This is a genomic window from Morganella morganii (assembly GCF_019243775.1).
Taxonomy (GTDB): Bacteria; Pseudomonadota; Gammaproteobacteria; order Enterobacterales; family Enterobacteriaceae; genus Morganella; species Morganella morganii.
In genome coordinates this window covers 198,185-220,511 of record NZ_CP069157.1, presented here as the reverse complement: position 1 = coordinate 220,511, position 22,327 = coordinate 198,185, and the positions used below count along the sequence as shown (strand labels likewise).

Sequence of the window (22,327 nt, the reverse complement as noted above, 5' to 3'; positions counted from 1 at the left end):
TCAGTTTGCCATCAGATAACAGACTATCCGCACGGACGGTGATAATATTCGATCGGTGCTGAGTTTTTTTGCGCACACCTTCTGGTGTAATTTTGTGATGCGCGTTACACTTTCACATCTTTTTAACGTCTTTGCCGCCATCCGGCGTATCGCAGGCGATCACATTTTACGAATAATTAATTAATGACGTGATTATTCACGTTGTAACTATGTAGTATCAATGCGAGAGTGACCGCGCCGGCAGGCATCTTCTTTTCTTCTTTCTTTCAGACTTGGACTATCATGAGCCAGCAACAGACCGTAAAAGGCGTCCTTTGTGCTCTCGGCGCTTACTTTATCTGGGGTATTGCCCCTGTGTATTTCAAACTGATCCAACAGGTGCCTGCGGATGAGATCCTGACACACCGGATTATCTGGTCATTCTTTTTTATGATCCTGCTGATCACCGTGTCACGCCAGTGGCCGCGTATCCGCCAGATTATCCGCCAGCCGAAGAAAATCATGATCCTCGCGCTGACCGCCTGTATTATCGCCTCTAACTGGCTGATCTATATCTGGGCGGTGAACCACAACCATATGCTGGAAGCGAGTCTCGGGTACTTTATTAACCCGCTGGTCAACGTCCTGTTCGGAATGCTCTTTCTCGGTGAGCGTTTCCGCCGTATGCAATGGTTTGCCGTGTGTCTCGCCTTTACCGGCGTGCTGATCCAGCTCTGGCAGTTCGGTACTGTGCCGGTGATCGGGCTGAGTCTGGCCATGACATTCGGCCTGTATGGTCTGCTGCGCAAAAAACTAGGGGTGGATGCCCAGGGCGGGATGCTGGTGGAAACCTTGTGGCTGCTGCCGGTTGCGGGTATTTATCTGCTTTTCTTTGCCAACAGCGCCACCAGCAATATGACCATGAACAGCCTGACGCTGAATCTGCTGCTGATTGCCGCCGGGATTATCACCACCGTGCCGCTGCTGCTGTTTACCGAGGCCGCTAACCATCTGCGTCTCTCCACGCTCGGCTTCTTCCAGTACATCGGTCCGACCCTGATGTTTGTGCTGGCGACCACCGCATATGGCGAGGCTATTTCCGCCGAACGGCTGGTAACCTTTGCCTTTATCTGGGCGGGACTGATTGTCTTTACCCTGGATGCACTGTACACCCAGCGCCACCGCTACAAAAAAGCGTGATATCCTGTGAGACAGCGCCGGATCTGCCGGCGCTGTCACCGGGAGGATAATTATGGACTGGATCACGCATCATCTGGCGGTACTGCACGACCACCCGCTCTGGCTGCTGGCCATTCTGTTTGTTATCGCCCTGAGCAAATCCACGATTATTCTCTCATCTGTCCTGCCGCCCGCCTCTGTCATGCTGATGACGGTAGTGACGCTGGCATTTCCGGTCGTTCCGGTGGTGATTATCTGGCTGGTGATTACGCTGGGCGCGGCCTGTGGTTCGATGATTTCGTATTATCTCGGCCGTCTGATTATCACCCGCAACTATTTTCCGGGACTGATGGCGAAATACAAAACCGCCCTCGGTAAAGCCCAGGCACGGCTTCAGACCAGCGGGCTGCTGATCCTGTTTACCTCACGGTTTATTGCGGTGCTGCGCTATCTGATCCCGATGGCGGCCGGATTGCTGCGTTTCACACAGACCCGTGTACTGGTGACCTGTCTGCTGTCCGCCGGGGTCTGGACCGCCCTTTACATGCTGATTGCAAAGGGCATTGAGTTCACGTTTTTCTGAGGAAGGCTGTTACAGCCAGTTCTTGCGTTTGAAGTAAAGATACGGCGCGAGTGCAGCGGCAACCATCACCCCGATCGCAGCAGGATACCCCAGCGACCAGTCCAGCTCCGGCATAAATTTGAAGTTCATCCCGTAACTCGATGCCACCAGTGTCGGCGGCAGGAATACCACAGAAACAACGGAGAAGATTTTGATAATGCGGCTCTGTTCGATATTGATAAAGCCCATCGCCGCCTGCATCAGGAAGTTCACTTTCTGGAACAGGGATTCATTGTGCGGCAGCAGGGATTCGATATCGCGCAGGATTTCGCGTGCCTGCTCCAGCTGATTCGCAGGCAGACGGGTACGGCGGACCAGGAAGTTCAGCGCGCGCTGGGTATCCATCAGACACAGACGGACTTTCCAGCCGATATCTTCCTGCTCGGCCAGGGCAGACAGGGCTTTATCGAACTCATCATCCTGCTTGCCTTTCATAATCGCCCGGCTGAGTGTTTCCAGATTGCTGTAGATGTTTTCGATTTCATCCGCCAGCTGCTCGATTTTGGTTTCAAACAGATCCAGCAGGATTTCGTAACCGTTGCCGTCCTGCATGGTCTGTTTGCGCGCGCGCATACGGTACAGGCGGAAAGCAGGCAGTTCCCGCTCACGCAGCGTGTATAAACGCCCGTCACGCAGGGTAAATGCCACAGTGGAGTTTCCGGCGTGGTCGTCCGCATCTTCGTAATAGAAAAAGGAGTGGACGTGAAGCCCGTCATCGTCCTCAAAGAAACGCGCGGAGGCTTCGATATCATCCAGTTCCGGGCTGGTTGCCAGTTCCTGGTTGAACTGAGTCTGAATCAGCTGCCGTTCATGCTCTTCCGGTTCCGAAATATCCACCCACAGCGCATCTGTCAGGGCGTCGCCCTCTTCTAAATCAAGACGTTGCAAACGCTTATTGTCAACTCTGAATGCGCTCAGCATGGTATGCGGCCTCCGGGAACGAAAGGAAAAGAAAAAGTGTGCGCATGTTATGCGCAGATGAAAAAGGGTGTCAACCGGTTATTATCCGATTAACACCTTACTCTGCGGGAGATCAGGGTTTTTCCAGTTTGGCGTAGGAGGCCACCAGCCATTTGATCCCTTCACCCTGGAAGGCTATCTGTAAGCGGGTATGCTCGCCGTTACCTTCCATATTGATGATAGTGCCCTCCCCGAATTTCGGATGACGGACACGCTGCCCGAGGGTATAACCGCTGTCATTGGCGGTGATCGGTGTGCCGAGCCGCTGATGATTAACCGGGCGGGATACGGTAGCACGCAGACGCACTTCCTCCACACACTCCGGCGGCAGTTCACCGATAAAACGGGATGGCCGGTGATACACCTCTTTGCCGTACAGACGGCGGGTCTCGGCATAGGTCAGAGTCAGCTTCTGCATGGCACGGGTCACACCGACATAGGCCAGCCGCCGCTCCTCTTCAAGACGGCCGCTCTCCTCCATCGACATCATGCCCGGGAACATGCCCTCTTCCACCCCGACGATAAAGACCTGCGGGAACTCCAGCCCTTTGGCGGAGTGCAGTGTCATCAGTTGGACAGCATCCTGATAGCGGTCCGCCTGACCTTCGCCGGATTCCAGCGCGGCATGGGACAGAAATGCCTGTAACGGCGTCAGCCCTTCGTCAGCATCCTGATAGCTGAACTGGTTGGTTGCGGTCACCAGTTCCTCTAAGTTTTCGATCCGCGCCTGGGCTTTTTCACCTTTTTCCTGCTCATAGTGTGCCCGCAGTCCGGAATCGCGGATCACGCGGTCAGTCTGCACATGCAGCGGCAGGCCGTCAGTTTCCTGCGCCAGCAGATTGATCAGCTCGAGGAAGCGCCCCAGCGCGGAGGCAGCGCGTCCCGCCAGTGCTTTTTCTTCCAGCAGCACACCGCAGCTTTCCCAGAGGGTCAGTTCCCGCTCACGGGCAGTCTGACGCACCACGTCCAGGGTGCGGTCGCCGATCCCGCGTGTCGGGGTGTTCACCACACGCTCAAATGCGGCATCGTCATGACGGTTTGAAATCAGGCGCAGATACGCCAGCGCATCTTTGATTTCCTGGCGCTCGAAGAAGCGCTGGCCGCCGTAAATACGGTACGGCAGCGCGGCCTGTAACAGCGCCTCTTCCTGTAAACGGGACTGGGCGTTACTGCGGTAGAGAATCGCGCAGTCCGCCAGCGCCCCGCCGTTCTCATGCCACTGTCTGATGCGTCCGACCACATAACGCGCCTCATCCAGATCATTAAAGGCACAATACAGAGAGATAGGCTCGCCGTCCTCACCGTCCGTCCAGAGGTTTTTCCCCAGCCGGTCGCTGTTGTGCGAGATCAGGGCGTTCGCCGCTTTCAGGATATTGTTGGTGGAACGGTAATTTTGCTCGAGGCGGATAGTGGTCGCACCCGGGAAATCTTTCAGGAAGCGCTGGATATTTTCCACCTGCGCCCCGCGCCAGCCGTAGATAGACTGATCATCATCACCGACAATCATCACTTTGCCGGTATCACCCGCCAGCATGCGCACCCAGGCGTACTGGATGCTGTTGGTGTCCTGGAATTCGTCCACGAGGATATTGGTAAAACGGTCACGGTAGTGCTGTAAAATCGCCGGTTTGTTGAGCCACAATTCATGTGCGCGCAGCAGCAGCTCGGCAAAATCCACCAGCCCCGCACGGTCGCAGGCTTCCTGATAGGCCTGGTAGATCCGCAGCCAGGTGGCTTCCACCGGGTTGCCGTAGCTCTCAACATGCTGAGGCCGCAATCCTTCATCTTTTTTACCATTGATATACCAGCAGCCCTGTTTGGCCGGCCACTGTTTTTCATCGAGATTCATGGCTTTGATCAGACGGCGGATCAGGCGGATCTGATCTTCACTGTCGAGGATCTGGAAATCCTGCGGTAATCCGGCATCAAGGTGATGCGCCCGCAGCAGACGATGTGCCAGGCCGTGGAACGTCCCGATCCACATCCCGCCCTCACTGGTACCGACCAGCTCTTCAATACGGTGGCGCATTTCCGCCGCCGCTTTGTTGGTAAAGGTCACTGACATCACCGAAAACGGAGACGCATTCTCCACTGCCAGCAGCCAGGCGATACGGTGCACCAGCACCCGGGTTTTTCCGGAACCGGCACCCGCCAGCACCAGCATGTTTGAGCGGGGAGCCGCCACCGCTTCGCGCTGTTTATCATTAAGGCTTTCAAGCAGATAAGAGACGTCCATAATTTCCATCAGTGTTTTGTGCGGCAGCGCCGCGAAAGAAAAAGCGCCTTCCGGACAGCCGGATCCGGAAGAACTGGTTTTTTATACAGATAAAATTATAACAGTCCGGTTAAAGAATCCAACTGTGTAATTTCAATATGCGGCAGCAGGCGGGTTTCCGGGTCGTGATAAACATCACGGCCGTCAAGGTTGATCCAGCAGGCCTGCATGCCGCTGCACAGCGCACCTTCCACATCGGTATTCAGGTTATCACCGACATGCAGGATATTTTCTGCCGGGAGAGCCAGCCGCTGCGCCGCCGTGCGGTACATATCGCAGAACGGCTTTGCCCGCCCGTCGGGACCGGCTTTGAGAATAAAAGTAAAATAATCTGCCAGCCCGCATTTTTCCGGCTCCATATTGCCGTTGGTGATCGCCACCAGCGGAATTTTGGCCGCCAGCGCAGTCAGCGTGTCATGCGTGGACTGCGGCACATCAATACGGCTGCGCCACTGCGCAAAATGCGCCATCACTGCATCCGCCCCAGCCTGAGCACGGGCGGCGGTATAGCCGTAATGCAGGAAAAAGGTGCGCCAGGAAAGCAGACGCCAGCGGCTGACATCATGGAAAATCTCCGGCTGCTGACGGCGGATCCGGTCACGGAACACATTAATATAGTCAGCCGGTAATTCACTGAAACGCGGATCATACTGACGGATAAACGCAATGACCTCCTCCTCGGTTTTATCCATCACCGGACGATTATCATACAGCGTGTCGTCAAGATCGAACGTCATGGCGCGGACAGGTGAAAGGGGGCGGTAAAAACGCATTACGGTTTTCCTCGTTTGGCCCGCGGATGTGCAACATCATACACATTGGCAAGATGCTGAAAATCCAGATGGGTATAGATTTGCGTGGTGGACAGATTAGCATGCCCCAGCAATTCCTGCACGGCACGCAGATCGCCGCTGGATTCCAGAATATGAGTCGCAAAGGAGTGGCGCAGTTTATGCGGGTTCAGATGGCTGTTCAGCCCCTGGTGCAGGCCCCAGTATTCAAACCGTTTCTGCACATTACGCGCTGAAATCCGCTTACCGCTTTTGGTGGAGATAAACACCGCCCGGTCTTCCGGGTCATACAGCTCACGCAGCGGCAGCCAGCGCTCCAGACAGGCAACTGCCGTTTTGCCGAGCGGCACTTTGCGCTCTTTGCTGCCCTTCCCCAGCACCCGCACTTCGCCGGTGGCCAGGTCAAAATCCCCGGTATTCAGCCCGACCAGCTCCGATAAACGCAGCCCCGCGCCGTACATCACTTCCAGCATGGTACGGTCACGCACGGTCAGCGGATCATTACTGCTGATATCCATCAGCCGGGTAATATCATCCACATCCATATTTTTCGGCAGGTGCCGTCCCTGTTTCGGGGCACTGACAGCCTTGGCCGGATTGGCGGGCAGCAGGCCGTTACTGACCTGCCAGTCAAGAAATGAACGGAGAGCGGAAAGACGCAGCGCCAGACTGGCGGGCTGTAACCCGTTACGGCGGCTTTTTGCGGCCAGCATCCGCACTGTTGCCGGTTCCAGTTGTGCCCAGCAGCGGAGTTTACCGGCGGCCATCATTTCCGCCAGCGCGGTGAGCTGGCGGCGGTAATTGGTAATCGTGACCGGACTTAACCGGCGCTCTACCCGCAGATACTGCAGAAACTGTTCTGCCGTGACCAGCAGGTCATCTGCCGCGCTGTCCGTCATGCCAGCTCCACCCAGCGCTGCAGCAGCTGCGGCAGGAAATAGGCTACCTGTTCCAGCATCGCGGTACCCATATCTTTCTGATAGTGCTGCTTGTCACGGCTGACAAATATCACTACACCGAGGTCATGCTGTCCGCCCAGCAGCGATACAGACGCTGAACCGACAAATGCACTGTCCGGCAGCAGCAGCTGAATTTCAGGGGCTGTCAGTTGTCCCAGATAATGGTTGCGATCCCCGAAGCGGGAGAGACGGATGGCTTCAAAGTGTGCGCGGGATAAGGCCAGATCCTGATGACGGAACGGCGCACCCAGCCGCCAGCTGTCAGTAAACAGACGGATTCTGGCATGACTGAGTTTCAGCCCCTTCGCCCACTGATTCAGGCGTTCGGAAAAATCATCAAGAGAAGTCGCGGCGGACAGCGACGCCAGCAGTTTCAGCAGGCGCGAGAACAGGTGTTCGTTTTCACGGGCCTGTATCATCAGCTGCATCAGATCATCCGTCAGCGTGCCTATCCGCTCACGCTGGCGTCCGAGCTGCCACTCCACCAGAGAGACCGCACCTTTTACCGGGTGCGGGATGGTCATGTCAGTGATCTGCGCGGCATTGCGGATGAAAAAATCCGGATGCGCTTTCAGATACGCCAGCACCGCCGCCTCATCCGGCTCTCCGGAAGGGGCAAATACGGCCGTATCCTGTTGACTGTCCATTGCTATTTATCCTCTTTATGATGATTAAAGATGGATAACACCATCATATACATGCGTGGCCGGGCCGGTCATAAACAGGGGTTTTCCCTCACCTTCCCAGCTGATAAACAGGGTACCGCCGGGTAAATCCACCTGCACATTTTCAGCCAGCAGGCCCTGGCGGATCCCGACAGAAACCGCCGCACAGGCGCCGCTGCCGCAGGCCTGTGTTTCACCGACACCGCGCTCGTATACGCGCAGACGGATATGGTCACGCGACAGGATCTGCATAAAGCCGATATTTGCCCGCTCCGGGAAACGCTCGTGGCTTTCCAGAACAGGGCCGATAACCTCAACTTCCGCCGTTTCCGTGCTTTCCACCTGGATAACACAGTGCGGATTGCCCATCGACACCACACCACACAGAACCGTGCGTTCAGCGGCGCGGATAATATAGGTTTTCTCTTCTTTGACCGCGCGGAACGGTACCAGCGCCGGTTCAAACTCCGGCACGCCCATATTCACGCGGACATTGTCATCATCGGCAATCGTGAGCACCATGCGTCCGGACTGCGTGCTGACACGGATATCCCGTTTGTTGGTCAGCCCTTTGAGGCGGACAAACCGGGCAAAACAGCGCGCGCCGTTGCCGCACTGCGCCACTTCACTGCCGTCGGCGTTAAAGATGCGGTAGTGAAAATCCAGTTCCGGGTCATAGGGCGCTTCCACCACCAGCAGCTGATCAAAGCCGACACCGGTGTGCCGGTCTGCCAGACGGCAGATAAGCTCCGGAGAAAAATAGATATTCTGGGTGACGGCGTCCACCACCATAAAATCATTACCCAGGCCGTGCATTTTGGTGAACTGCATGTTCAGATCCTGTTTACGCCTCAGTAACCGGGGTTATCCGGTGGTCATTTTTGCGTTTTGCCGGGCTCAGCGTTGTCAGTCTGCACAGCAGACTGCTCTGCCGCAGGCTTGGCTGCAGGCGCGCTTTTCGCGGCGGCAGGCTCTTCCGGCGGGAAGTAAAGCGGGCCTTTCAGTCCGCAGCCGGACAGGGTCAGCAGCATCACGGCGGATACCGCACAGATCATTTTTTTTCTTCATTTACAGTCATGCCTGTTAATCATCGGTCAATACCCTCTATAATCGCAGTTAGATGTCGAAAAGCAAATAGGAAATGACGATGAACGATACAGAATTTCACCGGACAGCGGATGCGCTGTTGCAGGATATTGAAGCAAAATTAGATGATTACGACGGTGATGCGGATATTGACTGCGAAACCAACGGCGGTGTGATGACCCTGAGCTTTGAAAACGGCTCAAAAATTATCATCAACAAGCAGGAAGCATTTCATCAGATCTGGCTGGCGGCACGTAACGGCGGCTATCATTTTGATCTGAAATCAGATAAATGGATTTGTGACCGCAGCGGCGGCGAGCTGTTTGCCATGCTGGCACAGGCCATCAGCGAGCAGAGCGGCGAACCGTTCAGCTTCTGAGAGTCAGACTGACGGCACAGGTTCTGTGCCGTCGCATATCAGCCGCGCTGCCCGGCGGCCTGATACTGTAACGGCCGGACATCAGCATGAAAATCCGGATACGCGGTATCACGCGGCTCTTCCGCAACAGGCTGAGAGAACATCGTGCTGTGGAACGGCGTAACCTGTGTTTTACCGTCCGTTTTCAGGATCTGATAAAACTGCGGCAGATTGAAATTAATAAAACTGGAACCGTAAGTGAAGCGGTCATGAGAAGAGGAATAGAACCGGCTGACATCCCGGATCAGGTCTTCTTTGCTGCCTTCACAGCCGGAATAGATTTCCACCCGGTTTGATTCATCCAGCACATAAATATTGAAGCCGTTATCATCACGGTTTTCAAAGAAGAACTGAATAATCCCCTCACTGGCATAGCCGTCCACCACATCCGGCAGATGACCGGTTTCCGTGCTGATTTTCACCGGAAACCCGCGCAGTTTGTTGTTGGAAATCGCACCGTAGAATTCCACAGCATTTTCCAGTTTCTGCACCGAGACGTTAAGGCGCTCAAAGAACAGCCCCCAGGTCTGACCGGCCAGACGCAGTGCCTTAAAGCGGCCCGGATCCTGACGGTTGGTGGTCAGGCGCAGTTCAATACATTCGGAAACCAGCTGGCGGATGCGGGTGCTGATCAGCCCGCGCAGATGGCGGCTGTAGCAGAATACTTCCACGCCGGACGGCGGTGCGGCATCCTGGTGCATCTTGCCGAGAATGGTTTTCAGGGCTTCCAGCACCGACTGTTCACCGCTGAAATGCAGTGTGCGCACTTCATTCCAGGAGTTGCGGTACAGCAGATCAATACTGCCGACCAGGCATTTCTGCTCCTGACCGAAGCTGAACACATCCAGCTTGCTCATATCAAAATGCACGACCTGCTCGGCGAAATCTGCGGTCGGATCCTGCTCCAGATTGACAATAATCGCCAGATGGCGGATTTCACACGGGCTGTACAGCGCACGCGGTGTCGGGGCAGGCAGGCGGATAGGGAAATTCTGCGATACATCATGCACCAGTTCGTGCAGTTTCTGCTCGTCGCAGTGTGACTCACCGTTATGAATATAGACGCGGGTTCTGTCAGTCAGCAGGCCGTTGAAGTAAGTCCAGGAGACCAGCTTATTCAGATAGCGGTTATATTCCAGCGGCTGATGGCCGATGATGGTATGGATTGTCGGTGCCTGATTATACAGATACCAGCCGCTGCGGTTAGCGCGGCCCGGCGGAACATAAATAAAGGTCAGATTCTCTTCTGACAAGTCCGGCGAAATCTGCGGATTGACCAGGGTGACTTTCCCCGGCAGCGCCTCGAAAGCGGCATACAGTTTCCGTGTCAGCACCCCGATATCCTGCGGGCTGGCACTGACACTCAGATTATTGCGGCGCGCAAAGCGGATAAGGTTGCGGTAGCTCTGCATCATGGTGTCGAGCAGCTCATTGTGCGCATCCCGCACCTGCTCAATTTTCCAGGCATTACGGCGATCCAGCACCGCCAGCCGTTCCGGGGACCAGCCCCAGCCTTTCACCATCTCAGACAGTACCTGGCAGCGCCAGCCGCAGCAACCGCATGATGCACGTTCACTGACATCCGCAGGTGGCTTCTCACACACTTTCAGGTAGAAACAGCGGCGGATCAGATCAAGGCGGGTTTCATCATTGATAGCTTTCAGATAACGGGTGACGCGGTCGAGCATCATCGCGTAAGCATCCAGGCCGTGGTGAACAATCTCACCGGCATGCAGATGCTTTTTAAACTCAGTTGCCAGAAGCTGCCCGTTCGGGTAATCCCACGAGTAAGCTTCCAGCAGTAAACTTTTGATCACGGCTTTATACGGGGAATCCACACTCTTATAGAGCTGCCACAGACTGGCACCGAAGTACTCTTCCGCGGACAATTCGCCCAGACCGCCCAGATCCAGCCACTCGTTCGGGGTTAATACACCCTGCGCATAAAGGGAGAGAACATATTCATCATAGTGATGTTCTTCTTCTGCCGGAACCATGGTCCACAGCAGACGCTTACCGGCCATCCGCACGGCGGTCCGGTAAAATTCATCGAGCAGTAAAATATGCTGGGTCGAGCCGCAGTCCTCACCGTTGAGGCTGCCGCTGGCATTGTGGCGGAAACGGTTTTCATCGATCAGGAAGAAAGTGACATCGATACCTTTTGCGGCTGCCCACTCTTCAATCAGTGTGCATTTGCGGCGCAGGTTCTGTTTTTCATCGTGATCAAGCCAGGACTGATGACAGACCCAGATATCGAGATCAGAAGAGTGGCTCTGGCCGACAGACGAGGTGCTGCCCATGGAATAGATACCGGTAATCGGCAGTTCGCCGCCGGCATTGCACGGCAGACACTCTCCGTGCTGACGGGAAAACTCCGCCAGCCAGTGTGACTGGTAATCATCGGACGCCCAGAAACAGACACCGTGCGGCACATTACCCGGCACATAGCCCGGCATATCCGGATGGTGATGATGCAGCAGTACCGGCAGCAGACTGTACACGTCTTTAAACGCACGACTCATCCCGATGGTCGCGCGCTCAGATCTGAGCTGATTTATTGCATCCAAACGCTGCTTGAGTGTTTCAATATAAAGATACAAAGGATTCGCCTGATGTTATTTCATGTAACTGGAAACGACCTGATGCCCGGCTTTATACGTGTATGAATACAGACTGATAAGGTAATACTGAAAAATGATAAGAATCGAACCAAAGTTAAATTGCCGGAAACGTGATCAATCTAACACCTTCGGGCCAAAGGGTAAAGCTTCGCACTAAAAAAGGCACGATTACTCAAAGTTGTTATTAGCCGGATAACTAATTGTAAAATATATATTTTCGTTGAAAATCACCGGGATACACACAAAAAATCTAAGGAAATATTCGGGAAAACCGGTGTGTTTCTGTTTTTGTACACTTTTTAACCGAAAAAGTAATACTGCTTACTCACTCAGGGCGTTTTTATTTATTTTAATAATGCTATGAAATAGTTATTTAAATTGAATCGATTTAATTAATACAATTTTATAATTGCAAAATATTTTTATTATTTAAAATATGTTTTAATTATTTACTGACAGACTCCTGCCACCCGCCTGAGACTATTTATTCACTGATCGTCTTTTTTCGTTGTTATCTGCCGGGCAGGTCTCGTCACGTAACTGGAAAAATTATCAGCAAAATGATAAAACAAAGGCAGTTTTTCTTATTTTTCCGGCTATGTTTCACATAAAAAAACACCGGATAAAAAGACAAGGATCCCTGATAATTATCATGACCACTCAATCTCTGCGTATTGCCACCCGTCAAAGCCCGCTTGCACTGTGGCAGGCCGAATTTGTCAGACAGGAACTGGAACTGCGCCACCCCGGGCTGCACGTCGAGCTCGTCCCGATGGTCACCAAAGGTGACATTATTCTCGACACACCGCTGGCGAAAGTCGGCGGCAAAGGGCTGTTCGTCAAAGAACTGGAACTGGCATTACTGGAAAACCGGGCGGATATCGCCGTGCACTCCATGAAGGATGTCCCGGTCGATTTCCCGGACGGACTGGGATTAGTCACTATCTGTGAGCGGGAAGACCCGCGCGATGCCTTTGTTTCCAACCATTATGACAGTGTGGATGCCCTGCCGCCCGGCAGTATCGTCGGCACCTCCAGTCTGCGCCGTCAGTGCCAGCTGCGCGAACGCCGCCCTGATCTGGTGATCCGTGACCTGCGCGGTAATGTCGGCACCCGGCTGGGCAAACTGGATAACGGCGACTATGACGCGATTATCCTGGCGGTTGCCGGGCTGAAGCGCCTGAAACTGGATGAACGCATCCGCTGTGCGCTGCCGCCGGAAGAGTCCCTTCCCGCTGTCGGTCAGGGTGCGGTCGGGATTGAGTGCCGACTGGATGATGAACGCACCCGCTCTTTACTCAGCGCCCTGAATCACGCGCAGACCGATATCTGTGTCCGCGCTGAACGCGCCATGAATACCCGGCTGGAAGGGGGATGTCAGGTGCCTATCGGCAGTTATGCTATCTGGCAGGGGGATAAAATCTGGCTGCGCGCGCTGGTCGGCGCACCGGACGGCAGTGAAATTGTCCGCGGTGAACGCCTGTGCGACCCGCAGGATGCCGCTGCTGCCGGGGTTTCTCTCGCAGAGGAACTGCTGGATAACGGCGCACGGGCTATCCTGACGGAAGTCTATCAGGGGCACACGCCTGCATGACCATCCTGGTCACCCGTCCCTCACCGGCCGGTGAAGCCCTGGTCAGCGCCCTGCGCTCACGCGGGCAGGATGCCCTTTCTGCCCCGCTCATCCGTATTTCCCCGGGACATGAGCTGCCGCTGCTGATTGCCAAAACAGAGGTACTTTCTCCCGGAGATGCCCTTTTTCTGCTGTCAAAGAATGCGGTTTATCACGCAAATGAACAGCTTATTCAACAGAATTACCTGTGGTCTGATAAGCTTTGCTATTATGGGATTGGTCAGTCAACCGCTAACTGCTTTGAACAACTGACCGGATTACCCGCCGCCTTTATGCCCGGCGGGGAAACCAGCGAACATCTGCTGACCCTGCCGGACTTACAGGATATGACCGGCCGCCGCGCACTTCTGCTGCGCGGTAACGGCGGCAGAGAGCATCTGGCACAGACATTGCGCGAACGGGGCGCAGTGGTGGATTACTGTGAATGTTACCGCCGCGAACCCGTAAATTACGACGGCGGGGAATGCGCCCTGTTGTGGCAGCAGCAACAGGTTCAGACGCTGGTCGTGACCAGCGGCGAAATGCTGCACCTGCTGCGGCAGCTGATACCGGCCGCGCACCTCGGCTGGCTGCTGCAATGCCGGATTATTGTTGTCAGTGACAGACTGGCAGCTATCGCACAATCACTGGGCTGGCAGAATATTGATGTCGCCGCCGGTGCAGATAATGAAGCCTTACTTCAGGCTCTTCAATGAACAGACATGGGACGCCACGAATGACGGAACACGAAAAAAAAACCGGATCGGCTGATGTACCTGAGACACAGGATGCCGTAATCAGTACTGATCCGCAGGCAGAGAAAAAAGACACAACTGCCGGGAAAAAAGCGACCGCAAAAAACGTCACTGACAAAGCGGCGTCTGATAAAAAACCGGCGGAAACACCGGCGGCTGACAGCAAACCGGCTGATACCGCGCCGAAACCGGCACCGGAAGCGCCGCAGCCACGGAAAACCCCGCCTGCCGCTGAGGAAGAACAGCCCTCCGGCTTTCTGCGCGGTGCTATCGCTCTGGCCGTTATCCTGCTGATCGGCGGCGGTGTCTGGTATGCCTCACAGGCCGGTACTCAGACCCTGTCGAAAAACCTGGAAGCGGAAAATGCACAACTGAAATCTCAGATGGCGCAGCTGCAGCAGGAACAACAGCAGACACAAAAACAGATGCAGGAATTTATCGCGCAGCAGTCTGCGCTCAGCACACAGCATCAGCAGCAGGAAGAGGCTCTGAAACACGAGCTGGATTTACTGCGCAGCCGTGTCACCGCGCTGTCCAGTACCGATGTGAAAAGCTGGCTGCTGGCCCAGGCGGATTTCCTGGTCAAAATGGCAGAGCGCAAACTGTGGAATGACCAGGATGTGGTCACCGCGATGGTACTGCTGAAAAATGCCGATGCCAGTCTCGCCGAAATGAACGATCCGGGTCTGCTGGATGTGCGCACCGCACTGCGTAATGACATTACGGCACTCTCCGCCGTCAGTCAGATCGATTTTGACGGCACGATCCTGCGCCTGAACCAGCTTGCCGGTCAGGTGGATAATCTGCGTCTGGATGACGGCAGCCGTGACGGCGCGCCGATGGACAGCAGTGACAGTGAAGGGCTGACCTCCTCCGTCGCGGACTGGCGCACTAACCTGACCAAAAGCTGGAAAGGGTTTATGAGTGATTTCATCACCATCCGCCGCCGTGACAACACCTCTGCTCCGCTGCTGGCACCGAATCAGGACATTTATGTCCGTGAGAATATCCGCGCCCAGTTGCTGATCGCTGCTCAGGCGGTGCCGCGTCACCAGGAAGAGAGCTACAAACAGTCACTGGATGCGGTCTCCACCTGGGTCCGTGCCTATTTCTCTGACAGCGATCCGACCAACGCCGCCTTCCTGGCCGAAGTGGATGCGCTGGCCGCCCAGCCGATCTCAATGAGTGCGCCGGACAGCCTGACCAGCCAGCCGCTGCTGGATAAACTGGTACAGACCCGCATCCGCCGCCTGCTCAACGATGAAACCCCGCCGCCGGCACCGGCTGAGGCACCGCAGGAAACACCTGCTGCTGCACCGGCACAGCCGGAAGCCGCACCGCAACAGGAGGGATAACAGATGTTTAAAGTCTTTATTCTGTTTCTTATCCTGATTGCCGGGATTATTGTCGGCCCGCTGATGGCCGGACATCAGGGTTATGTCCTGATCCAGACCAATAATTTTGATATTGAAACCAGTGTCACCGGCCTGATCATCATCTTCCTGGTACTTCAGGCGGTTCTGATGCTGCTGGGCTGGTGCTGGCGTCGTCTGAAAAGCGGCAGCTCCCGCACCCTCGGCTGGTTTGGCGGTCATAAACGCAACCGCGCCCGTGCGCTGACCAACGATGCGCTGCTCAAACTGGCGGAAGGGGATTTCCGTCAGGTGGAAAAATTACTGAGCCGCAGTGCAGATAATGCCGAGCAACCGCTGGTCAACTATCTGCTGGCAGCGGAAGCAGCACAGCAGCGCAGCGATAATCTCCGCGCCAATCAGTATCTGGAGCGGGCTTCCGAGCTGGCCGGGCGCCATCAGCTACCGGTGGATATCACCCGCGCCCGTATTCTGCTGAGCCGCGATGAAATTCCGGCGGCAAGAACCGCTATCGACAATCTGCTGGAAGTCGCACCGCGCCATCCGGAAGTACTTCGCCTGGCGGAACAGGTGTATGCGCGCTCCGGTGCCTGGAAATCCCTGATCGCCATTCTGCCGCAGATGAAAAAATCCGGCGAATTTACGGATGAGCAGGTCGAACAGACTGAAATCCGTGCCTGGCTCGGTATGATGCAGCAGGTTGCGGATCAGGACGGCAGCGATGCCCTGCGTCACTGGTGGAAAAATCTCAGCCGCCATCTGCGCCACAATCCGGAGATGGCCGTGGCGGCCGCGCAGCACTTTATCGCCGGTGATGATATGGCGGATGCAGAAGCGGTGGTGCTCGACGGACTGAAGCGTCAGAAAGATCAGCGCCTGCTGATGCTGCTGCCGCAGATCCGGACAGACAATCCGAAAGCCATCCGCAAGGTGCTGAACCAGATGCAGAAGGAAGATGCGGATCAGCCGCTGCTCAACAGTACCCTCGGGCAGTTAGCCATGCAGGAAACACGCTGGGAAGATGCGGAGAAATACTTTAAATCTGCCCTGAGCGCCCGTCAGGACACGCATGATGCCGCCTGGCTGGCCGATGTGCTGGATAAGCAGAAAAAGTATGAGGAATCTGCCATGATCCGCCGTAATGCCCTGCTCAATACCCTGACGTTACCGGATGAAAAAACGCCCCGCGAATAAGCACAGGCGGATTCTTTTTTATCACACAGAGCCAATCCTGCCGGATTGGCTTTTTTTATGCCGGAACATCATTAAAAGGGATTGACGGAATACATTATTGATGGCAAGAATGAGACATAAAAAAACACCTATCGCGAAACGATAGGTGTATAAAATACAATCAGGTCTACAGACGGATGGTGCCTCACTCAACGTTACGTCCTGTTGGTGATGTAAAGATTTCGGGATCTTTTACATCGATAACCCGGACAATAGGCACCGAATTTAGCTCTGCGTCATCTCCGGGTTTATGAAGCTTACGCAAACATAAGAAATGAGATGAGCATCTACACCCTGATGTAATGCACAAGACGTGCCAACTTTTACGCCTTCTCGATCTCCCACGGTTCCCGTGGGTTTATTTTTTTTATCCTGCCTTCTGCTTATCAATCACTGATGCAAATCTGTCCGCAGTGTCTCTGTTTTGCGACGTTTTCTGACAGCATTATTTAAATCTTTATATATCAATAGATTAAATGTCTCATTTTGGCGACATGCATTATGCCTGTTGTCGCCGGATCTATACAACAATCATAAAATAATGATTTATATCGAAATTATCAAACACCATTAGTACCGGCGGTTTCACGGGAAACGCGTGTGTTTTTGTCTGCCTGAACACCACATTAGCATCAGCACAAAAGAAACAAAAATCAGCTGCGGAATGGCTGCGGGAAGAAAAGCAGGACAGGAAAAAACAGAAACCGCAGAAACGAAAAAGCCCCGCTGTAAGCGGGGCTTTCTCTGAATATGGTCGGCGAGATAGGATTCGAACCTACGACCCACTGGTCCCAAACCAGTTGCGCTACCAAGCTGCGCTACTCGCCGAAAGGCTGACTTTTCATGATGATGGTGCGAAGGGGGGACTTGAACCCCCACGTCCGTAAGAACACTAACACCTGAAGCTAGCGCGTCTACCAATTCCGCCACCCTCGCAGGTTCATCACTACAGTCATGTTACATGTTATTAAATGGGGTGGCTAATGGGACTCGAACCCACGACGACTGGAATCACAATCCAGGGCTCTACCAACTGAGCTATAGCCACCATAACATCGCAACATTTTACTACTTACAACAACGAAATACTATACCGTAACTCTTACACGCATAATGGCGCGCCCGACAGGATTCGAACCTGAGACCTCTGCCTCCGGAGGGCAGCGCTCTATCCAGCTGAGCTACGGGCGCTTTGCGCCGTTGCGGGAGAGGATAGTACGGATTTCTCATCCGTCTGTCCAGTGCTTTTTTTCACAAATGTATTGTTTGCTCAGTCTTTACCCGCTTTGCTGATAAAGAGAGCATTTTCCCGCAAAAAGCCGCCCGGACAGGGGCAATTATAATTTATTACCGTAGTAATAACCCAGAAATTTCAGCAGTTTTAACTGACGGCGGAAGCGGGTCGGTTGTGATAACAGGCGGTAGAGCCACTCCAGTCCCATGTTCTGCCACACCTTCGGCGCACGCTTCACATGACCGGTAAAGACGTCGTAAGTACCGCCCACGCCCATATACAGGGCATCCGGGTGGATCTTACGGCAGTCGCGCATAAAGATTTCCTGTTTCGGCGAGCCCATTGCCACTGTCACGATTTTTGCGCCGCTGTCGCGGATACGCTCAAACAGGACATCACGCTGTTCTACGGTGAAATAACCATCCTGCGTGCCTGCCAGATTGACATTCCACTGTGCTTTCAGTTTGGCTTCGGTTTCCGCCAGCACTTCCGGCTTGCCGCCGACCAGAAACACCGGCGTGTTTTCCTGCCCGGCGCGTTCCATCAGCCCTTCCCACAAATCCGCCCCGGCAATCCGCGAGACATCCGCCTGCGGGTATTTGCGGCGGATAGCACGAACAATGCTGATCCCGTCCGCATACAGATATTCCGCGTTGCTCAGCAGTGTGTGCAGCGCCTCATCCTGTTCGGCGGTCATGACTTTTTCAGCATTAATGGCCACCAGTGTACCGGTTCTGATCTGTCCGTCCTTAAACAGATAATCCAGAAAATGTGCCTGATTCCGGAAACCCTGAATCGGGTGGTTACGGATAGAATACTGCGGGATAGTTTCCGCGCTGCCGGCATCAGAAGATAACGGTTCCATGCTAATTCCTTACGATGAAAGACGGGTGCGTTTGCCCTTTGAAATCACATAATGGCGGATAAGTCCGGCCGTTTCGAACAGCCAGTACAGTAATTTCGCCACCACCAGACAAAAGCCGAAAATAAGACAGAAAAACACCACGCGGGAAACGAATGAGTCCATTCCTTCGCGGGCCAGCACAATCATGTTAAATATCGCGCCGAAACAAAATGCATGCAGAATGGCCGCTTTGTAACGGTTTGTCTCCCGTTTGCCCAGCTCATACAGCCAGTCGAACCATTTGATTATCAGCCCGACCACCACCGCACCGAGCGGAATAAACCAGAAGCCGCCCATCACCACCAGCGAGCCGATCAGGGTCGGGGATATCGCCAGCCCGGAATGGTTGTTCAGCACTTCCCAGGTAAAATAGTTTGCCGCATTCAGTACGGTATCCGGCCGGTCCGGCCACAGCCAGGACGGGATAAATACATAGAAGTCACGGATAATCGGCGCCAGCCCCTGGAACTCAATTTTGTCGTAATTATTCAGCAGCAGGCCGAGGTTTTCCCACGGCGAGAAGGTATCGCGGGTCAGATAGAGGAACGTGTAAAACGCCTCTGCCCCGCTGACATCCAGGCTGTAGCGTTTGAGTGCCAGCCAGAACATCCCCACCACGCCGAAGACCCCAGCGCTGACCAGCATCCACAGCGAAATCCAGCCGCGCACAATGCCGATAAACAGGAACAGCGCAAACGCGATAATGATGTTGGCGCGGGTACCGCCGACAATCACATAGGTCATAATCCCGAACGCCACCGTGGTGATCAGGAAGAAAATCCAGCGCTGGAATGTGGGTTTCAGGAAGAACACCACCAGCATCGCCGGGATAAAGAAGTAGAAAAAGCGCTTTAACGCCACGCCGGTGACCTGGCTCGAGAAAATCTGACTGTAGGTTTTCAGTTTAAACAGCAGCAGCCCGTTTTCCATAAAGAAAATACCGGCAGTCGCGACGGCAATCGCCGCCAGCAGCAGCCAGGTGAGCCGGGTTTCTGTTTTGTTCATGGAAAACAGCGGCGTACCGCTGTAAACCGCGTCAGGTCTGCGCAGCCGGGTTTTATACGCCACATAATAAATAGCATAGAAACTGACTGACGCCAGCAGCGCCTGCAACAGCGCGGACGGCGGCACCACCTGCACATCAAACTGGAACACCAGCGCAAAGGTAAACGGGAAGCCGAAAAAGAAGGTCAGCAGATAGAGCATGGAGAAAAAGATATTAAAACTGAAGCGGACCCGGCGGAATTCACGGTAGGTCAGCAGCAGAATAAAGGCCAGCGAGATAAACCAGACGGCAAACAGCCCGATGAAATCAAACTGACTCATGCCTGTGTCTCCTGCGCAGCGGCCAGTGCCTGCTCCCAGCCCTGCACAAAGTTCGGGCTGAAGAAGGCAATTTTTTCACGGTCGAGGGCGAACAGCTGTTCCCTCGCCTGTGCCACCACGTCCGGCGTCACGTCATCACCGTAAAACAGAACCGGCACCTGCTGCTCGGTCATATCCTGCCAGAACGGGTTCTGACGGCTTATCACAAACGGAATACCGAACTGGATCAGCAGACACAGTGTGCCGATCCCCTGCTGGCGGTTAAAAATAAAGTAGCCGAGGTCACATTGTTTCAGCAGATTCAGATAGATATCAAAATCCATCTTGTCTTTCAGGATCTCCGCCTGCTGCTGAGGGAACAGCTGCTGCGCGAAAGCATCCACTTCCGCAATATAGTCCCCGTTGTTTTCCGGATAGCCCATCGGGATAATGATTTTCACCTTCTCCCCGAATTGCTCATGAATGCGCGTCAGCGCCTCTTTATGGCGGTTTGAACGGTCACCCGAGTTACCCAGCAGGATCATCATATTATCGTCACCACGCGGCTCAGGCGGCGTTAAAACCGTCAGAGAGGGATCCATCCGCGTCGGGAAATAGAGCAGGTCAGCCGGGATCTTCGGGCAAAACTGAGCAAAATAGTTTAAATCGCCGCGCGTGCCGAATACATGACCGACCCGCTTCTGCGCCAGCCGGCGCAGATGATAAAACAGTCTGAATTTCAGCTGACGGGAATCCTCATACAAATCCGCGCCCCAGATATGCCAGTAAAACTGATGACGTTTAATTTTTCCTGATAATAATGCCAGCCAGATCAGGGCATTAAACTGACCATGGAAGAAAAAGCGGCACTGCCGGTCACGTTTTGCTTTCGCTGTGACGGCATTCGCCAGGCTTTTTTTATCCGGCCAGACATCCAGTTCCAGGTTGGGATATTGCGCCAGAAGCTGCCCGGCAGTGGAAACAACCATAAATTCAGGCATTTCCTCACGCGGCAGCTGCGGTGCCAGCACATCATTGAAGAAGCGCAGCACGGTCTGGTTATGATGCGGGATATCAGATCCTAAAACGTGAATTAAAGTTGTCATGCTCGCCTGCAATAGATCAGAAATACGCTACAACACAAAAGGAAGTAGATAATATATGTCAGCATATAGGCCTGTGCCGCGCCGACGGCACCGTGTGCCGGAATCAGCCAGTACGCGGACAGCGTCAGTAAAGCAAACTGGGTCACTTCCGTGAGGATATAAAACCGCAGTGCGGCCTTGGCAATCACCAGATAACCGAAAACGTAAGCACCCACTTTCAGGACATCACCGACCAGCTGCCAGGCAAACAGGTCGCGCATACCGGTAAATTTATCCGTGAACAGCAGCCAGATAGCAAAATCACGCAGCAGCCAGACCATAAAACTGGCCGCAGCCACCGCCGGTAACACAAATTTCAGTGATTTGATGATCTCACGGCGGATATCACTTTTTGCCTGTAACCGCGATAATGTCGGCAGCAGATAGACAGAAAACGACGCGGTAATAAACTGGAGGTAAGCGTCCGAAATACTGGTCACGCCACCCCATATCCCTACCTCATCCCAGCTGTAGCGGGAGGCCAGCAGGTTCCGCATCATGATATACGCCACCGGCAGTGTGACCGCCGTCATCAGCGCCATCAGGGTGAATTTCCCCAGATGGGATGCAATCGCCCGATCCCAGGCCGGTTTCAGCTCAGAAAGCGGGAAATGGCGGCGGCGCAGCAGCATGGCAAAAGCCGGAATAATAATCAGCGCCGGCACCAGTGCCAGCCCGGCCAGTGCACCGTCATAGCCCCACCAGCGCTGGCAGAGATAATACGCCGTGACACCGATCAGACTGCCCGCGATCAGCGCCAGCGCATTGCCGGCCGCATCCCGGTATCCTTTGATAATCGCGAGAAAATAGTTGGCGTAAGCAATACCCATCTGGATAAAGGCCACCGCCGCAACAACATCCTGATAGGCATCATTGCCGTCAAACAGCGCCATGCTGATTGGTCTGCTGAACAGCAGAAACACAATCGCCAGCAGTGTCGAAAACACCAGAATCAGAGTTGAGGACGTACCTAATACCGCCCGGCGTTTTTCCGCATCATCACGGTGCTCGGCGATATATTTGGTCACGCCGTTAAAAATACCGGCACCTGACAATACCCCCAGCACCGTAATCAGCTGGCGGAAGTTCAGTGCCTGGCCGATACCGGCCGGGCCGAATGTCAGAGCCATTAATTTAATGACCAGCAGCCCCGCCCCGATTTTGATCAGGGTGGAGCCGGCGGTCCAGACAGAGGCTTTAGCGAGGGACAT

19 protein-coding genes and 4 tRNA genes are annotated in these 22,327 nt (G+C 54.4%); 7 read left to right on the top strand and 16 right to left on the bottom strand.

The window, feature by feature from the left end; all coding sequences use genetic code 11:
• Window positions 1-282: 282 nt before the first annotated feature.
• Both rarD and JL661_RS01070 read left to right on the top strand, forming a co-directional pair.
• Window positions 283-1,179, top strand: a complete 897-nt coding sequence (rarD, locus tag JL661_RS01075) for an EamA family transporter RarD (RefSeq protein WP_004234449.1) — start codon at window positions 283-285, stop codon at window positions 1,177-1,179.
• Window positions 1,180-1,231: 52 nt separating this feature from the next.
• Window positions 1,232-1,741, top strand: coding sequence for a DedA family protein (locus JL661_RS01070; protein ID WP_004234447.1), 510 nt, complete (start codon window positions 1,232-1,234; stop codon window positions 1,739-1,741).
• 9 nt (window positions 1,742-1,750) lie between these two features.
• On the opposite strand, the gene corA is transcribed toward JL661_RS01070, so the two are convergent.
• The 7 genes from corA to lptM form a co-directional block, all read right to left on the bottom strand.
• Window positions 1,751-2,701 (bottom strand): magnesium/cobalt transporter CorA, encoded by a 951-nt coding sequence (corA, locus tag JL661_RS01065; protein WP_004241337.1) that lies wholly within the window; start codon window positions 2,699-2,701, stop codon window positions 1,751-1,753.
• A 112-nt stretch (window positions 2,702-2,813) separates the two neighbouring features.
• Window positions 2,814-4,976: a DNA helicase II gene (gene uvrD / locus JL661_RS01060; RefSeq protein ID WP_445928355.1), complete on the bottom strand. Its 2,163-nt coding sequence runs from the start codon at window positions 4,974-4,976 to the stop codon at window positions 2,814-2,816.
• 95 nt (window positions 4,977-5,071) lie between these two features.
• Entirely contained in the window at window positions 5,072-5,788 is a 717-nt protein-coding gene (gene yigB, locus JL661_RS01055; protein ID WP_032098202.1) for a 5-amino-6-(5-phospho-D-ribitylamino)uracil phosphatase YigB, read from the bottom strand.
• Window positions 5,788-6,705 carry a tyrosine recombinase XerC gene (gene xerC / locus JL661_RS01050; protein WP_004234436.1) on the bottom strand — a complete coding sequence of 306 codons (918 nt, stop codon included), beginning with the start codon at window positions 6,703-6,705 and terminating at the stop codon, window positions 5,788-5,790. Before xerC ends, yigB begins: the two co-directional genes overlap by 1 nt.
• A complete protein-coding gene (locus JL661_RS01045) occupies window positions 6,702-7,412 on the bottom strand; it encodes a DUF484 family protein (RefSeq protein ID WP_036413192.1) in 711 nt (236 codons plus the stop codon). The genes xerC and JL661_RS01045 overlap by 4 nt, the downstream gene beginning before the upstream one ends.
• Window positions 7,413-7,436: 24 nt before the next feature.
• The gene (dapF, locus tag JL661_RS01040) at window positions 7,437-8,261 is read right to left on the bottom strand and encodes a diaminopimelate epimerase (protein ID WP_004234433.1); all 825 of its coding nucleotides are present in this window, start codon (window positions 8,259-8,261) and stop codon (window positions 7,437-7,439) included.
• 44 nt (window positions 8,262-8,305) lie between these two features.
• Complete coding sequence (gene lptM, locus JL661_RS01035; protein ID WP_218481003.1) at window positions 8,306-8,485, bottom strand: LPS translocon maturation chaperone LptM; 180 nt, start codon at window positions 8,483-8,485, stop codon at window positions 8,306-8,308.
• Window positions 8,486-8,577: 92 nt separating this feature from the next.
• Between lptM and cyaY the strand changes: the two genes are divergently transcribed.
• Window positions 8,578-8,895, top strand: coding sequence for an iron donor protein CyaY (cyaY, locus tag JL661_RS01030; protein WP_024474233.1), 318 nt, complete (start codon window positions 8,578-8,580; stop codon window positions 8,893-8,895).
• Window positions 8,896-8,933: 38 nt separating this feature from the next.
• Here cyaY and JL661_RS01025 read toward each other — a convergent pair whose 3' ends face one another.
• Entirely contained in the window at window positions 8,934-11,534 is a 2,601-nt protein-coding gene (locus tag JL661_RS01025) for a class I adenylate cyclase (RefSeq protein ID WP_004234427.1), read from the bottom strand.
• A gap of 673 nt (window positions 11,535-12,207) precedes the next feature.
• Between JL661_RS01025 and hemC the strand changes: the two genes are divergently transcribed.
• From hemC to JL661_RS01005, 4 genes are read left to right on the top strand one after another with little or no spacing between them, the layout of a single operon-like run.
• A complete protein-coding gene (gene hemC, locus JL661_RS01020; RefSeq protein ID WP_015422323.1) occupies window positions 12,208-13,149 on the top strand; it encodes a hydroxymethylbilane synthase in 942 nt (313 codons plus the stop codon).
• Entirely contained in the window at window positions 13,146-13,883 is a 738-nt protein-coding gene (hemD, locus tag JL661_RS01015; RefSeq protein ID WP_062772158.1) for a uroporphyrinogen-III synthase, read from the top strand. Before hemC ends, hemD begins: the two co-directional genes overlap by 4 nt.
• A gap of 20 nt (window positions 13,884-13,903) precedes the next feature.
• Window positions 13,904-15,277 carry a uroporphyrinogen-III C-methyltransferase gene (gene hemX / locus JL661_RS01010; RefSeq protein WP_062772161.1) on the top strand — a complete coding sequence of 458 codons (1,374 nt, stop codon included), beginning with the start codon at window positions 13,904-13,906 and terminating at the stop codon, window positions 15,275-15,277.
• Window positions 15,278-15,280: 3 nt separating this feature from the next.
• A complete protein-coding gene (locus JL661_RS01005) occupies window positions 15,281-16,489 on the top strand; it encodes a heme biosynthesis HemY N-terminal domain-containing protein (protein WP_004234418.1) in 1,209 nt (402 codons plus the stop codon).
• Window positions 16,490-17,279: 790 nt separating this feature from the next.
• Here JL661_RS01005 and JL661_RS01000 read toward each other — a convergent pair.
• The 8 genes from JL661_RS01000 to wzxE form a co-directional block, all read right to left on the bottom strand.
• A tRNA-Pro gene (locus JL661_RS01000) sits at window positions 17,280-17,356 on the bottom strand.
• Window positions 17,357-17,378: 22 nt separating this feature from the next.
• Window positions 17,379-17,464 (bottom strand) — tRNA-Leu (locus tag JL661_RS00995).
• A gap of 36 nt (window positions 17,465-17,500) precedes the next feature.
• A tRNA-His gene (locus JL661_RS00990) sits at window positions 17,501-17,576 on the bottom strand.
• Window positions 17,577-17,642: 66 nt separating this feature from the next.
• A tRNA-Arg gene (locus tag JL661_RS00985) sits at window positions 17,643-17,719 on the bottom strand.
• A gap of 146 nt (window positions 17,720-17,865) precedes the next feature.
• Window positions 17,866-18,627, bottom strand: coding sequence for a lipopolysaccharide N-acetylmannosaminouronosyltransferase (wecG, locus tag JL661_RS00980; RefSeq protein WP_062772164.1), 762 nt, complete (start codon window positions 18,625-18,627; stop codon window positions 17,866-17,868).
• A 9-nt stretch (window positions 18,628-18,636) separates the two neighbouring features.
• Window positions 18,637-19,992 (bottom strand): ECA oligosaccharide polymerase, encoded by a 1,356-nt coding sequence (gene wzyE / locus JL661_RS00975; RefSeq protein WP_004234414.1) that lies wholly within the window; start codon window positions 19,990-19,992, stop codon window positions 18,637-18,639.
• Window positions 19,989-21,077: a TDP-N-acetylfucosamine:lipid II N-acetylfucosaminyltransferase gene (locus JL661_RS00970; RefSeq protein ID WP_004234412.1), complete on the bottom strand. Its 1,089-nt coding sequence runs from the start codon at window positions 21,075-21,077 to the stop codon at window positions 19,989-19,991. The genes wzyE and JL661_RS00970 overlap by 4 nt, the downstream gene beginning before the upstream one ends.
• Window positions 21,074-22,327, bottom strand: coding sequence for a lipid III flippase WzxE (gene wzxE, locus JL661_RS00965; RefSeq protein ID WP_004234409.1), 1,254 nt, complete (start codon window positions 22,325-22,327; stop codon window positions 21,074-21,076). The genes JL661_RS00970 and wzxE overlap by 4 nt, the downstream gene beginning before the upstream one ends.